Raw genomic sequence first — 13,214 nt, 5'->3', positions numbered from 1 at the left:
GTTCGGGGGCATTGTCGGGTTTCAGGGCTTGGGCTCGGTGGCCGCCGGTTCGGCCGCCAGACGCGCCAGCATGGTGCGGGTGACCAGCACCACGCCATTGTCCGTGCGCTCGAAGCGCTGCGCGTCCAGCACCGGATCTTCGCCGATCACCAGCCCCTCGGGCAGCACACAGCCCCGGTCGATCACGGCCTTGCGGATGCGGCAGCCTCGGCCCACGGTGATGTTGGGCAGCAGCACCGCCTGGTCGATCTCGCAGAACGAATGCACCCGCACGCTGGAGAACAGCACCGAGTTGCTGACGTGCGAGCCCGACACGATGCAGCCACCCGACACCATGGTGTTGATGGTCTGGCCATGGCGCCCCTCGGCGTCCTGCACGAACTTGGCCGGTGGCAGCTGGCGCTGGCTGGTCCAGATGGGCCAGTCGGTGTCGTAGATGTCGAGCTCGGGGGTGACCGAGGCCAGGTCAAGGTTGGCCTCCCAGAACGCATCGATGGTGCCCACGTCGCGCCAGTAGGGCTGGGCCTCGGGCGAGGTCGACACGCACGACAGTGAGAACGGGTGCGCCTGGGCGCGGCCCTCACGCACCACACGCGGGATCACGTCCTTGCCGAAGTCGTGGCTGGACTCAGGGTTGGCCAGGTCTTCCTCGAGCAGGTCGTACAGGTATTGGGCGTTGAACACGTAGATGCCCATGCTGGCCAGCGACACCTGGTCGTTGCCGGGCATGGCGGGCGGGTCGGCGGGTTTCTCGACGAAGTCGGTGATGCGCCGTTGCGCATCCACCGCCATCACGCCAAAGGCACTGGCCTCGGCGCGGGGCACCTCGATGCAGCCCACGGTGCAGCCGGCGCCGCTGTCCACGTGGTCTTTGAGCATCAGCGAGTAGTCCATCTTGTAGACGTGGTCGCCAGCCAGCACCACCACGTACTCGGGGCGGCTGGACTGGATGATGTCCAGGTTCTGGTAGATCGCGTCGGCCGTGCCGCGGTACCAGTGCTCTTCATCCACCCGCTGCTGGGCGGGCAGCAGATCGACCATCTCGTTGAGCTCGGCGCGCAGAAAGCTCCAGCCTCGCTGCAGGTGGCGCAGCAGCGAGTGCGACTTGTACTGCGTGATCACCCCGATGCGGCGGATGCCCGAGTTGACGCAGTTGGACAGCGCGAAATCGATGATGCGGAACTTGCCGCCGAAATACACCGCCGGCTTGGCACGGCGGTCGGTCAGCTGCTTCAGGCGTGAGCCACGGCCGCCGGCCAGCACCAGCGCAATCGTGCGGCGCACCAGCATGTGGGGTTGTTGCAGTCGGTCGGCAATCAGGGCCGCCTGCTGGCTGTGGGTGTCGTTCATCTCGGTCTCCTTGCTGTTTTGTCGGTGTGTCTTGGTCAGGCGGCTTCAAGGGCCTTCAGGTGGTCACGGTGGGCTGCTCCATGCCGGTGAAGTGGCGCACCCGGGCCAGTTCTTCGGCCAGGGCGATCAGAGGGGCCAGGGCCTGCTGGGCGTCCAGTCCGTGGCGGGCCGGATCGGCCTCGTGCCGCTCCAGGTACAGGCGCAGGGTGGCCCCTTCGGTGCCAGTGCCCGAGAGTCGGAACACCAGGCGCGAGCCATCGCTGAGCACGATGCGCACGCCCTGGCGCTGGCTGATGCTGCCGTCGACCGGGTCGGTGTAGGCGAAGTCGTCGGCCAGTGCGATGGTCAGTGGCGTGGCAAAGCCGGCCACGCTGCGGCCCGGCAGGGTGGGCAGCTGCTCGCGCAGGCCCTGCATCAGGGCGTCGGCGCGCTCGCTGGCAATGCCCTCGTAGTCGTGGCGCGAGTAGAAGCAGCGGCCGTCGGTGCGCCACAGGGCCTGAACCAGCTCGGGCACGGTCTGGCCGGTGGCAGCGATCAGGTTGAGCCAGAACAGCACGGCCCACAGGCCGTCTTTTTCGCGCACGTGGTCCGAGCCGGTGCCATAGCTTTCTTCGCCACACAGGGTGGCCCGGCCGGCGTCCAGCAGGTTGCCGAAAAATTTCCAGCCGGTGGGGGTCTCGAAGCACGGGATGCCGAGGCGGCGCGCCACCCGGTCGACGGCGGTCGAGGTGGGCATGGAGCGTGCCACGCCCTGCAGCCCGCGGGCATAGCCCGGCACGCGGGTGGCATGGGCGGCCAGCACGGCCAGGCTGTCCGAGGGCGAGACCGCGAAGTCCCGCCCCAGGATCATGTTGCGGTCAGCGTCGCCGTCCGAGGCTGCGCCCATGTCGGGCGCATCGGGCTGGGCCATGTGCTGCACCAGGTCGGTGGCGTTGACCGGGTTGGGGTCGGGGTGAAGGCCGCCAAAGTCCTCCAGGGGAACGGCGTTGACCACCGTGCCTGCAGGCGCGCCCAGCTCGCCTTCGAGCAGCGCCCGGGCGTAGGGGCCGCCGACGGCGTTCATGGCGTCGTAGCGCAGCCTGAAGCCCGAGGCGAACAGGGCCCGGATGGCGTCGAAGTCGAACAGCTCTCGCATCAGGTCGGCGTAGGTGGCCACCGGGTCGATCACCTCGACCACGGTGTGGTGCAGGGTGTGGCTGCCCAAGGTGTCCAGCGGCAGGTCGGGGCTGTCCAGGCTGTGCAGGGTGCTCACTTCCAGGCTGCGGCGGTAGATGGCTTCGGTCACGCTCTCGGGGGCCGGGCCGCCGTTGCCGATGTTGTACTTGATGCCGAAGTCGCCGTCGGGCCCGCCCGGGTTGTGGCTGGCCGACAGCACGATGCCGCCGCTGGCCCCGTGGTGGCGGATCACGGCGCTGACCGCCGGGGTGGACAGGATGCCGCCCTGCCCCACCAGCACACGAGCGTAGCCCTTGGCTGCCGCCATGCGCAGAATGGTCTGGATCGCCACCCGGTTGTGGAAGCGTCCGTCACCGCCCACGACCAGGGTCTGGCCGCTGGCATCGGGCAGCACGTCAAACAGGGCCTGCACGAAGTTGTCCAGGTAGCGGGCTTGCTGGAACACGCTGACCTTCTTGCGCAGGCCCGAAGTGCCGGGGCGCTGGCCTGGGTAGGGTTGGGTGGGCTGGGTGGTCAACGGGGGCATGGCGACGGGGTCTCCTGAAAACGTGGGCATCAAGATGGGTCGGCCAGCAGCAGCGCGAGGCTGCCTGCGGCCAGCGAGTACGGGCTTGGCACCGGGGTGCCGGCGGCGTTGAGGCGGTCGGTCTCAGTATCGAGCGCGAGCCGCCAGGGCGCGGCGCCGGGCAGGCAGAAATCCAGCGCCTGCGGCCCGGGGTTGAGCAGCATCAAGACCGCTGTGGCGCGCGGTGCACGGTCGCGTGGCGGCTGCAGCAGAAGCATCAGGCTCGCGCCGCCGGGCTGGGCCCAGTCGGCATCGCCCAGGGGCTGGCCCGCGGGGCTGAACCACCGGGCCTGGGGGCCGGGGCCCTGCCCATCGTGGCGCCACCAGCCGACCGCTTGCAGCGGCCCCAGCTGACGGCGCAAGGCCAGCAGTTGCTGCACAAAGCGGCACAGGCTGGTGTCGGCCTGCTGCCAGTCAATCCACGACATGGGGTTGTCTTGGCAGTAGGCGTTGTTGTTGCCCTGCTGGCTGTGACCCAGTTCGTCGCCGGCCAGCAGCATGGGGGTGCCCAGCGACAGGCCCAGCAGGGCCAGCAGGCTGCGACGCTGCAAGGCGCGCCGTTGCAGTACCTCGGGCTGATCGGTGTCGCCTTCCACCCCGTTGTTGGTGCTGAGGTTGTGGCTGTGGCCGTCGCGGTTGTCTTCGCCATTGGCCTGGTTGTGCTTGTGCTGGTAGCTGACCAGGTCGCGCAGGGTGAAGCCGTCGTGCGCGGTGATGAAGTGGACGCTGCTGTGCGCCGGCCGCTGGCCGAACTCGGCGCTGGAGCCGGCCAGCCGGTGCGCCAGCGCGCCGCGCGTGCCGGTGTGCAGCAGCCACTGGGCGCGCATCTCATCGCGGAAGCGGTCGTTCCACTCCAGCCAGCCGCTGGGGAAGCCCCCCAGCTGGTACCCGCCGGGGCCGATGTCCCAGGGCTCGGCAATCATCAGGCGTTGGCGCAACAGCGGGTCTTGGGCGATGGCGGACAACAGCGGGGCCTGCGGGTTGAAGCGGCCTTGCTGCCCGATGGGTTCGCGCGCCAGCACCGGGGCCAGGTCGAATCGGAATCCGTCAACCCCGAACTCGCCTACCCAGCGGCGCAGGCTGTCCATCACCAGGCGCAGGGCCAGCGGCTGGTTCAGGTCCAGGCAGTTGCCGCAGCCGGTCCAGTTGACGTAGCGGGCCGGATTGGCGGGGTCGAGTTGGTAGTAATGCCGGTTGGCGATGCCGCGCAGCGAGAGCGTGGGGCCGAGTTCGTCGGTTTCGGCGCTGTGGTTGTAGACCACGTCCAGCACCACCTCCAGGCCCGCTGCGTGCAGGGCTTCGACCATGGCGCGGAACTCGGTGCGCGGGCTGCTGCCGGGGCGGCCGCTCCAGTAGCGGGTTTCGGGGGCGCTCCAGCCCACCGTGCTGTAGCCCCAGTGGTTGCTCAGCCCCAGGGCCTGCAGGCGCGCCTCATCGGCCCTGAAGGCCACCGGCATCAGGCTCACGGTGGTGATGCCCAGGGCCTGCAGGTGGGCGATGCTGGCCGGGTGGGCCAGGCCCGCATAGGTGCCACGCAGGGCGGGTGGCAAGGCCGGGTTGAGGGCGCTGAAGCCCTTCACATGCAACTCGTAGAGGACACGTTGGGCCGGGTCGATCTGGGGGCGCGGCTGCTGCAGCGGCGGCAGGTCGGCCACCACGCGGGCCTTGAGCGCGGTGGCGCCATTGTCCAGCGGGCAAGGGCGGCCGGTGGGCATGCCCTCCACGCGCTCGTCGCCCTGGTGCAGTGCACTGCCGTCGTAGCGGCCCAGCACCTCGCGCGCCCAGGGGTCGAGCAGCAGTTTGGCCGGGTTGAAGCGCAGGCCTTGCTCGGGTGCCCAGGGGCCGTGCACGCGCCAGCCATAGATCAGGCCGGTGGCTTCTGGAGCGCTGCAGGGCAGCAGGGCGTGCCACACGCCGCCGGTGGCGTCGCGGGTGTCGGGGCTCAGGGCCAGACGGGCCGTTTCGTGCCGGCCCTCGGGGTCGTACAGGCACAACTCGACGGCGCTGGCCTCGGGGGCCGTCAGGGCAAAGTGCACCCCACCGGGCACCAGGCTGGCGCCCAGTTCTGCCGGGGCAAGGTGGGGGGGCAGCGGCGCGAAGTTCATGCGCTCGGCGCTAGCACGATGCAGGCCAGCGGGGGCAGGTTCAGGGTGATCGACTGGGCCCGTTGGTGCATGGGCACGGCCTCGACCGGGCCGGGCTGCAGCGGATGGTCGCTGCCGCCGTACACCCCTTGATCGGTGTTGATCAGCGCGCGCCAGGCCCCGGCCTGCGGTAGACCGATGCGGTAAGCCGGGCGTGGCACCGGCGTGAAGTTGCACACCACCACCACGGGGGCACCACTGCGCGAGCGGCGCACGTAGGCGATCACCGACTGGCTGGCGTCGTCGTGCGAGAGCCACTCGAAGCCCGCCGGATCATGGTCGAGTTCGTGCAGTTCGGGGTGGGCGCGGTAGCTCAGGTTGAGGTCGCGCACCAGGCGCTGCATGCCGGCGTGCCCGGGCTGTTCCAGCAGGCTCCAGTCCAGGCTTTGCTCGTGCTGCCATTCGTGGCCCTGGGCGAATTCGCAACCCATGAACAGCAGCTTCTTGCCCGGGTGGGTCCACATGTAGCCATAGAGGGCTCGCAGATTGGCCAGTTGCTGCCAGCGGTCGCCCGGCATCTTGGCCAGCAGCGAGCCCTTGCCGTGCACCACCTCGTCGTGTGACAGGGGCAGCACAAAGTTTTCGTCGAAGGCGTAGACCATGCTGAAGGTGATCTGGCCCTGGTGGTGCCGGCGGTGTACCGGGTTGTGTTGCAGGTAATGCAGGGTGTCGTGCATCCAGCCCATGTTCCACTTGTAGTGAAAGCCCAGGCCGCCGCCTTGCAGATCGGCGCTGGGCGGGCGGCTGACACCGGGGAAGGCGGTCGATTCTTCGGCCAGGGTGATGGCGCCGGGGCGCTGCACGCCCACGGTGTGGTTCATCCAGCGCAAGAACTCGATGGCTTCGAGGTTCTCCCGCCCGCCATGGCGGTTGGGCAGCCACTGGCCGGGCTGACGGCTGTAGTCGCGGTACAGCATCGAGGCCACCGCGTCCACGCGCAGCCCGTCGATGCCGAAGCGCTCCAGCCAGTACAGCGCATTGCCCACCAGAAAGTTGCGCACTTCCAGGCGACCAAAGTTGTAGATCAGGGTGTTCCAGTCCTGGTGAAAGCCTTCGCGCGGATCGGCGTACTCGTACAGGTGGGTGCCGTCGAAGCGGGCCAGGCCATGCGCATCCGACGGGAAGTGCGCCGGCACCCAGTCGAGGATCACGCCCAGGCCGGCGGCGTGGGCGGCATCGACGAAGTATTGAAAGTCTTCGGGGCTGCCGAAGCGCGAGGTGGGCGCGAACAGCCCGATGGGCTGGTAACCCCAGGAGCCATCAAAAGGGTGCTCGCTCACCGGCAGCAGCTCCAGGTGAGTGAAGCCCAGGTCGCGGGCGTAGGGCACCAGGGTGTCGGCCAGCTCGCGGTAATTGAGCCAGCGCCAGCCGTCTTTCTTGCGCCACGAGCCCAGGTGCACCTCGTAGATGCTGATGGGCTGGTCGAACTGGTTGGCCCGGGCCCGCTCGGGGGCCATGGGCCGGTGGGCGGGCAGGCCCTGCACCACGCTGGCGGTGGCGGGGCGCAGCTCGGCCCGCAGGGCAAACGGGTCAGCCTTCTGCAGCCGACTGCCGTCGGCCCCCAACACCTCGAACTTGTAAAGCGCACCGGGGCCGACAGCGGGCAGGAACAGCTCCCAGATGCCGGCTTCGCGGCGCAGGCGCATGGGGTGGCGGCGGCCATCCCAGTGGTTGAAATCGCCCACCACCGAAACACAGCGCGCATTCGGCGCCCACACGGTGAAGCGTGTGCCGGCCACGCCCTCCAGCGTGACCGGGTGGGCACCCAGGCATTCCCAGGGGCGCAGGTGGCGGCCCTCGGCCAGCAGCCACAGATCGAGTTCGCCCAGCAGCAGGCCAAAGCGGTAGGGGTCATCCAGCAGCTGTTCGACCGGTGCGGCGTCCCCCTGCCCGGGCCAGCGTACCTGCAGCCGGTAGTCGGGCGGCGGGTTGTCAGGGCCTGCGGGGCCCAGGTCGGCGGCCCAGACCGCGCTGTCGCCCAGGCGTTGCAGGGCCTGAATGGCCTGCCCTTCGGGGTGGTTCATCAGGGTGACGGCCTCGGCCCCCGGCTGCAGGGTGTGCAGCCACCAGTGGGCGCCGCGCTGGCGCAGGCCCAGCGCGCCGAAGGCGTCGGGGTGGCGGGCCTCCATCAGTTGCGCCAGTTCTTCTTGGTTCAGCATGTCGGCTTGTCTCGTCAGGGGGCAGAAAAAGGGCTGGAAGGGGCTGGGCTCAGGCGGGCGGCAGGCGTTCGTAGAGCTGCGTCAGCCGGCGCAGCAGCGTGGCGTGTTCGGGCTGCACATCGCTCCAGCGCAAGCGCCAGGCCCAGTTGCCCTGGGGGGTGCCCGGCTGGTTCATGCGGTGGCTGCCGTCCAGGCGCAGCACATCCTGCAGCGGGCAGATGGCCAGGCCGGCCACGCTGGCCCAGGCCGCGCGGATGAAGCTCCAGCCCACATCGCTGCCGTCGCAGGCCAGGTAGTCGCGCACGTGGCGGCGGATGGGCTCGGGTGCGCTGGCCCACCAGCCCAGCGAGGTGTCGTTGTCGTGGGTGCCGGGGTAGGCCACGGTGTCGGGCTCGAAGCGGTGGGGCTGGTGGTGCGCCTCTTCCTGGTCTTCGCCCCAGGCAAACTGCAGCACGCGCATGCCGGGAAGGCCCAGTTGGCGGCGCAGGGCCGTCACTTCGGGGGTGATCACCCCCAGGTCTTCGGCGATCACCGGCAGTGGGCCCAGCGTCGCGCTCATGGCCTCGAACAGGCCGGCACCGGGGCCTGGCACCCAGCGACCGTGAATGGCGGTGGGTTCGCTCGCGGGGATCTCCCAGTAGCTCTCGAAGCCGCGGAAATGGTCGATGCGCACTTGATCGACCAGGCTCAGGGTCAGGCGCATGCGTGCCGTCCACCAGGCGTAGCCCTCGGCGGCGTGGGTACTCCAGCGGTACAGCGGGTTGCCCCAGCGCTGACCTTCGGCACTGAAGCCATCGGGTGGCACCCCGGCGACCACCTCGGGGCGGCCATCGGAGCGCAGCTCGAACAGATCGGGCCGGGCCCACACCTCGGCGCTGTGCTGCGCAATGAAGATGGGCACATCGCCCAGCAGCTTCACACCGCGCTGGTGGGCGTACTCGCGCAGGGCCTGCCACTGGCGAAAGAAGGTCCATTGGCAAAAGCCCCAGAAGGCGATGCGCGGCGCCAGCTCAGCCCGTGCCTGCGCCAGGGCAGCGCCTTCGCGCCGGGCCAGCGGCGCGGGCCAGTCCATCCAGTCGCGGCCGGGCTGGCGCTCGGACAGTGCCATGAACAGGGTGTAGTTGGCCAGCCAGGGGGCGTGTTGGGCGCAGAAACCGGCCAGTGCGGCCTGCTCGGCCGCATCGGCCTGCGCCTGAAAGCCGGCATGGGCCTGGGCCAGGGCGGCCAAGCGCCAGGGGATCACCGCCTCGTAGTCCACCCAGCGACCGTCGCCTGCCGGTGGGTGGGCCAAGGCCTCGGGTGGCAGCCAGCCGCGCTGCTGCAGCTCGGCCAGGTCGATCAGCAGCACATTGCCCGCAAAGGCCGAGGGGCTCATGTAGGGCGAGTGCCCCAGGCCTACGCCATTGAGCGGCAAAAACTGCCACCAGCCCTGCCCGGCCGCCTGCAGCCAGTCGATGAAATGGCGGGCATCGGTGCCCAGGTCGCCGCTGCCGTGCGGGCCGGGCAGCGAGCTCAGGTGCAGCAGGACGCCGCTGGCGCGTGGGGTGGGCTGGGTCATCGAGGCGAAAGCGTGTGGAGGGTGAAGGCCAGGTTCGGCGGCAGGGGGCGTTCGATGCCTGGGTGATTTTGTGACAGCCAATTGTTGCCTGCTGGTGACTTGAAGGTCTGATTGGTGAGTTGGGTGTCCATGCGTTCCTTAGGCCTTGGCAATCTTCATGCCAAAGCTGGCTTGTGGGTGCGGTCGCGCAGGCGATTCCGTGATCTGCAACAAATCCGGCATCGCCGTAAACTGCCGCCAACCCATTCTGGCGCACCCTTGGGCGGTGCGCGTCTCTTTCTATGGAGCGACAGGCATGACGGATTCTTCCGCTTACACCCCCCCGGCCATCTGGACCTGGAACACCGCCAATGGCGGGCGTTTTGCCAACATCAACCGCCCCATTGCCGGGCCCACCCATGAAAAAGCCCTGCCGGTGGGGCGCCACCCGCTGCAGCTTTACTCGCAGGGCACGCCCAATGGCCAGAAGGTGACGGTGCTGCTGGAGGAGTTGCTGGCCCTGGGGCATGCCGGGGCCGAGTACGACGCCTGGCTGATTCCGATCCAGGAGGGCGCGCAGTTCGGCAGTGGCTTTGTCGAGGTGAACCCCAACAGCAAGATCCCGGCGCTGATGGACCGCAGCGGGCCAGAGCCGATCCGGGTGTTCGAGTCGGGCGCCATCCTCATGTACCTGGCCGAGAAATTTGGCGCCTTCCTGCCCCCGGTCAGCGAGCCGGCACGCCGCGCCGAATGCCTGTCGTGGCTGTTCTGGCAGATGGGCAGTGCGCCTTTTCTGGGGGGCGGTTTTGGCCATTTCTATGCCTATGCGCCGATCAAGATCGAGTACGCGATCGACCGCTACGCCATGGAGGTGAAGCGGCAGCTCGATGTGCTGAACCGCCACCTGGCCACGCACACCTACCTGATCGGCGACGACTACACCATCGCCGACATGGCCATCTGGCCCTGGTACGGGGCCCTGGTCAAAGGCCAGACCTATGGCGCCGGCGAGTTCTTGCAGGTGCACGAGTACACCGATGTGATCCGCTGGGCCGATCTGATCGCCCAGCGCCCGGCCGTGAAGCGGGGCCGCATCGTCAACCGCACGGTGGGCCAGCCCGAGGCCCAGCTGCGCGAGCGCCATGACGCCAGCGACTTCGACACCCGCACCGAAGACAAGCTCAATCCCCCCGCCTGAGGCCGCTCCATGACTGTCACCCTGTACGACTGTTCCACCGCCCCCAGCCCGCGCAGGGCCCGCATCCTGCTGGCCGAGAAAGGGGTGCCCCATGAGACGGTGCAGATTGACCTGCGCCAGGGCGAGCACTTCAGTGACGCGTTCCGGCGCGTCAACCCGCAATGCACCGTGCCCGCCTTGGTGACCGAGGAAGGCCCTGTGCTGACCGACAACGCCGCCATTGCCGCCTACCTGGAGGCGCGCTACCCCGAGCCCCCGTTGCTGGGCATCACGCCGCTTGAAAAGGCTGAGGTGGCGCACTGGCATTGGCGGGCCGAATTCGAGGGCTTGCTGGCGATTGCCGAGGCGCTGCGCAACAGCTCACCGGCCATGGCCAACCGCGCCCTGCCCGGCCCTGTCAACTACCCCCAGATACCGGCCCTGGCCGAGCGCGGCATCGCCCGACTGCAGCAGTTCCTGACCGACTTGAACCAGCGCCTGGAAGGCCGCGAGTTCATCGCCACCGATCGCTTCAGCCTGGCCGACGTCACTGCCGTGGTGGCGGTCGATTTTGCGCGCGTCATCAAGCAAAAGCCCGGCGAGCAGCACCCGCATGTGCTGCGCTGGCGTGCGGCCATGGGGCAGCGGGCCTCGATGGGTTTGTGAGTTCAGCGCCGGGTCAGCCACCAGGCCACATCGGCGGCCGGCACCCGGCCCTTGAGGCCGCCGGGCACCTCGGCCCGCTGCAGCAAGGCCAGGTTCAGGGCGGCGCCGTAATGCTGGTGCAGCTCGGTCTCGTTGACGGCGAAAGGCGGTCCGGGCAGCAGACTTTGCTCATACTCGAAACAGATCAGCAACTGCGGTGCCGCCGCAGACAAGGCCAGCAGCTGCGCCGCGTAGTCGCGCCGCATGGCCTCGGGCAGGGCCACCAGGGCGGCGCGGTCGTACACCGCGTCCACCGGGCCGAGTTGCTCGCGCGTGAGCGCAAAGAAGTCGCCCACAAAAACGTCCAGCCCCGGCGCGCTGTAGCGCTGCAGCGCCCCTTCAGGGCTGATGGTGGGGCGCTGTCCGAGTTCCTCGAACAGCTCGACCACCGCCTGTTCGCTCAGCTCCACCCCCACCACCCGGTGGCCCCGGGCCAGCAGCCAGTGGATGTCCAGCGTCTTGCCGCACAAGGGCACCAGCACCCGGCTGTATGCTGCGAGCTTCAACTCGCGTTGCAGCCAGGGCCAGTGCGTGGCCAGCAGCGGGTGCACCGCACTTTGGTGGAAGCCGATCTCTTTTTGGGCCCATTTCTGGTGCCAGAACGTTGCGTGCATGGCGGTGTGAAGCTGAAGGAGTGAGGGCTTGATTGTGCCGCCGGGCTGACCAGGGGCACAGCCGCGGCAAGGCTGGCCCTGGTGGGATCAGCGAAGGCGTGAATCCTTGCCTAGGGATCAGGCCCTGTCCTGTACCGCCGCCCCGCTCAGAACACGTGCGTGAACACCCAGTACAGCGAACCCGACAGCAGCATGGCCGCAGGCAGGGTGAGCACCCAGGCCATGGCCAGGTTGCGCAGGGTGGCCATCTGCAGGCCCGAGCGGCTGGCGGCCATGGTGCCGGCCACGCCGGAGGAGAGCACATGGGTGGTGGAGACGGGCAGGCCGTACAGGTCGGCCGCGCCGATGGTGAGCATGGCCACCACTTCGGCCGAGGCGCCCTGGGCGTAGGTGAGGTGGGTTTTGCCGATCTTCTCGCCCACGGTGACCACGATGCGCTTCCAGCCCACCATGGTGCCCAGGCCCAGCGCGATGGCCACGGCCACCTTCACCCACAGCGGGATGAACTTGGTGGCCTGGTCGATTTCCTTCTTGAACACGCCCACGCTGGCGCGGGTGTCGTCGTCCAGGCGGGCGCCGGGGTCTTTCTCGACAAAGCGCAGCGCCTCGGACAGCAGGTACATGTCGTTGCGCACGTTGGAGACCTGCTCCATCGGCACCTTGGCCAGCGAGCCGTGCGACTTGACCTGCTCACCCACCGAGGCCGTCAGCGCGCCGATGGCGGGCAGGGTGTCGGTGCCGAGGGCCTTGGTGCGCACGTAGGTGGACAGGGCTTCGCGGGCCTGGGCGACAGGCATGGCCGGTTGGCCCTTGAGCAGCGACTCTTGCGTGACGTGGGCCACGGCCACGAACTGGGTCACGTTGTCGACCGGCATGGCGCGGTTCAGGGCGTAGGCCATGGGCACGGTGCCCACCAGGATCAGCATGATCAGGCCCATGCCTTTTTGGCCGTCGTTGGAGCCGTGGGCAAACGACACGCCGGTGCAGGTCAGCACCAGCAGGGCGCGGATCCAGAACGGGGGCGGCTTGTGGCCCTTGGGTTCGTCGTACAGGGCGCGGTTCTTGACGAAGGCGCGCAGGGCCAGCAGCAGCAGGGCGGCGCAGCCAAAGCCCACCAGGGGTGACAGCAGCAGCGAGTAGCCCACCTTGGTGGCCTGGGCCCAGTCCACACCGCTGGTGCCGTCGCGGCCATGCATCAGGGCATTGGCCACGCCCACGCCGATGATCGAGCCGATCAGGGTGTGCGAGGACGAGGCCGGCAGGCCCAGCCACCAGGTGCCCAGGTTCCAGAGGATGGCCGCGATCAGCAGCGCAAAGACCATGGCAAAGCCGGCGCTGGAGCCGACTTGCAGGATCAGCTCGACCGGCAGCAGCGAGATGATGCCGAAGGCCACCGCGCCGCTGGAGGTCAGCACGCCCAGGAAGTTGAACAGGCCCGACCAGACCACCGCAAAATTGGGTGGCAGCGAATGGGTGTAGATGACCGTGGCCACGGCATTGGCCGTGTCATGAAAGCCGTTCACAAACTCGAAGCCCAGCGCGATCAGCAAGGCCACGCCCAGCAGCAGGTAGGGCAGCACGGTGGGCGCCATGGCGCCGGCTTCGCTCACGTCGGCAAACAGGCTGTAGGCGGTGAAGAACAGGCCCGCAGCCAGCAGGCCGACAAACACGATCAGGGTGACGGGCCCGGGCTTGGCATGCAGGTGGGGCTTGGTCGGGCCCGTGTGGGCCGGCTCGGCGGGATGGGCCGTGGCGGTGGCTGTGTTCATGGGTGACGACTCCGTCAA

10 protein-coding genes are annotated in these 13,214 nt (G+C 68.8%); 2 read left to right on the top strand and 8 right to left on the bottom strand.

The window, feature by feature from the left end; all coding sequences use genetic code 11:
- Nucleotides 1-21: 21 nt before the first annotated feature.
- From glgC to AC07PT_RS03940, 6 genes are read right to left on the bottom strand one after another with little or no spacing between them, the layout of a single operon-like run.
- Nucleotides 22-1,350: a glucose-1-phosphate adenylyltransferase gene (gene glgC, locus AC07PT_RS03965; protein ID WP_492348603.1), complete on the bottom strand. Its 1,329-nt coding sequence runs from the start codon at nucleotides 1,348-1,350 to the stop codon at nucleotides 22-24.
- A 55-nt stretch (nucleotides 1,351-1,405) separates the two neighbouring features.
- Nucleotides 1,406-3,052: an alpha-D-glucose phosphate-specific phosphoglucomutase gene (locus AC07PT_RS03960; RefSeq protein WP_494655845.1), complete on the bottom strand. Its 1,647-nt coding sequence runs from the start codon at nucleotides 3,050-3,052 to the stop codon at nucleotides 1,406-1,408.
- Nucleotides 3,053-3,081: 29 nt separating this feature from the next.
- Nucleotides 3,082-5,196 carry a glycogen debranching protein GlgX gene (gene glgX / locus AC07PT_RS03955; RefSeq protein WP_494655844.1) on the bottom strand — a complete coding sequence of 705 codons (2,115 nt, stop codon included), beginning with the start codon at nucleotides 5,194-5,196 and terminating at the stop codon, nucleotides 3,082-3,084.
- On the bottom strand, nucleotides 5,193-7,394 hold the full coding sequence (gene glgB, locus AC07PT_RS03950; RefSeq protein ID WP_494655843.1) for a 1,4-alpha-glucan branching protein GlgB: 2,202 nt from the start codon (nucleotides 7,392-7,394) through the stop codon (nucleotides 5,193-5,195). The genes glgX and glgB overlap by 4 nt, the downstream gene beginning before the upstream one ends.
- Before the next feature lie 49 nt (nucleotides 7,395-7,443).
- Nucleotides 7,444-8,952, bottom strand: a complete 1,509-nt coding sequence (gene malQ / locus AC07PT_RS03945; RefSeq protein WP_492348599.1) for a 4-alpha-glucanotransferase — start codon at nucleotides 8,950-8,952, stop codon at nucleotides 7,444-7,446.
- Nucleotides 8,949-9,083, bottom strand: coding sequence for a hypothetical protein (locus AC07PT_RS03940; RefSeq protein WP_494655842.1), 135 nt, complete (start codon nucleotides 9,081-9,083; stop codon nucleotides 8,949-8,951). The genes malQ and AC07PT_RS03940 overlap by 4 nt, the downstream gene beginning before the upstream one ends.
- Before the next feature lie 164 nt (nucleotides 9,084-9,247).
- On the opposite strand from AC07PT_RS03940, the gene yghU reads away from it, so the two are divergent.
- Both yghU and AC07PT_RS03930 read left to right on the top strand, forming a co-directional pair.
- On the top strand, nucleotides 9,248-10,129 hold the full coding sequence (gene yghU / locus AC07PT_RS03935; protein WP_494655841.1) for a glutathione-dependent disulfide-bond oxidoreductase: 882 nt from the start codon (nucleotides 9,248-9,250) through the stop codon (nucleotides 10,127-10,129).
- Between the two features lie 9 nt (nucleotides 10,130-10,138).
- A complete protein-coding gene (locus tag AC07PT_RS03930; RefSeq protein ID WP_492348597.1) occupies nucleotides 10,139-10,774 on the top strand; it encodes a glutathione S-transferase family protein in 636 nt (211 codons plus the stop codon).
- Nucleotides 10,775-10,776: 2 nt separating this feature from the next.
- On the opposite strand, the gene tmpT is transcribed toward AC07PT_RS03930, so the two are convergent.
- Nucleotides 10,777-11,427, bottom strand: coding sequence for a thiopurine S-methyltransferase (gene tmpT, locus AC07PT_RS03925; RefSeq protein ID WP_494655840.1), 651 nt, complete (start codon nucleotides 11,425-11,427; stop codon nucleotides 10,777-10,779).
- 146 nt (nucleotides 11,428-11,573) lie between these two features.
- Nucleotides 11,574-13,196 (bottom strand): inorganic phosphate transporter, encoded by a 1,623-nt coding sequence (locus AC07PT_RS03920; RefSeq protein ID WP_494655839.1) that lies wholly within the window; start codon nucleotides 13,194-13,196, stop codon nucleotides 11,574-11,576.
- Nucleotides 13,197-13,214 lie beyond the last annotated feature (18 nt).

The organism is Curvibacter sp. GW821-FHT09D12 (assembly GCF_059416245.1).
This window is presented reverse-complemented; position numbering and strand designations above follow the sequence as displayed.

Excerpts from the sequence above, each read along its gene's own strand:
- glgC (WP_492348603.1), bottom strand. The coding sequence starts at position 1,350 with ATGAACGACACCCACAGCCAGCAGGCGGCCCTGATTGCCGACCGACTG.
- AC07PT_RS03960 (WP_494655845.1), bottom strand. The coding sequence starts at position 3,052 with ATGCCCCCGTTGACCACCCAGCCCACCCAACCCTACCCAGGCCAGCGC.
- glgX (WP_494655844.1), bottom strand. The coding sequence starts at position 5,196 with ATGAACTTCGCGCCGCTGCCCCCCCACCTTGCCCCGGCAGAACTGGGC.
- glgB (WP_494655843.1), bottom strand. The coding sequence starts at position 7,394 with ATGCTGAACCAAGAAGAACTGGCGCAACTGATGGAGGCCCGCCACCCC.
- malQ (WP_492348599.1), bottom strand. The coding sequence starts at position 8,952 with ATGACCCAGCCCACCCCACGCGCCAGCGGCGTCCTGCTGCACCTGAGC.
- AC07PT_RS03940 (WP_494655842.1), bottom strand. The coding sequence starts at position 9,083 with ATGGACACCCAACTCACCAATCAGACCTTCAAGTCACCAGCAGGCAAC.
- yghU (WP_494655841.1), top strand. The coding sequence starts at position 9,248 with ATGACGGATTCTTCCGCTTACACCCCCCCGGCCATCTGGACCTGGAAC.
- AC07PT_RS03930 (WP_492348597.1), top strand. The coding sequence starts at position 10,139 with ATGACTGTCACCCTGTACGACTGTTCCACCGCCCCCAGCCCGCGCAGG.
- tmpT (WP_494655840.1), bottom strand. The coding sequence starts at position 11,427 with ATGCACGCAACGTTCTGGCACCAGAAATGGGCCCAAAAAGAGATCGGC.
- AC07PT_RS03920 (WP_494655839.1), bottom strand. The coding sequence starts at position 13,196 with ATGAACACAGCCACCGCCACGGCCCATCCCGCCGAGCCGGCCCACACG.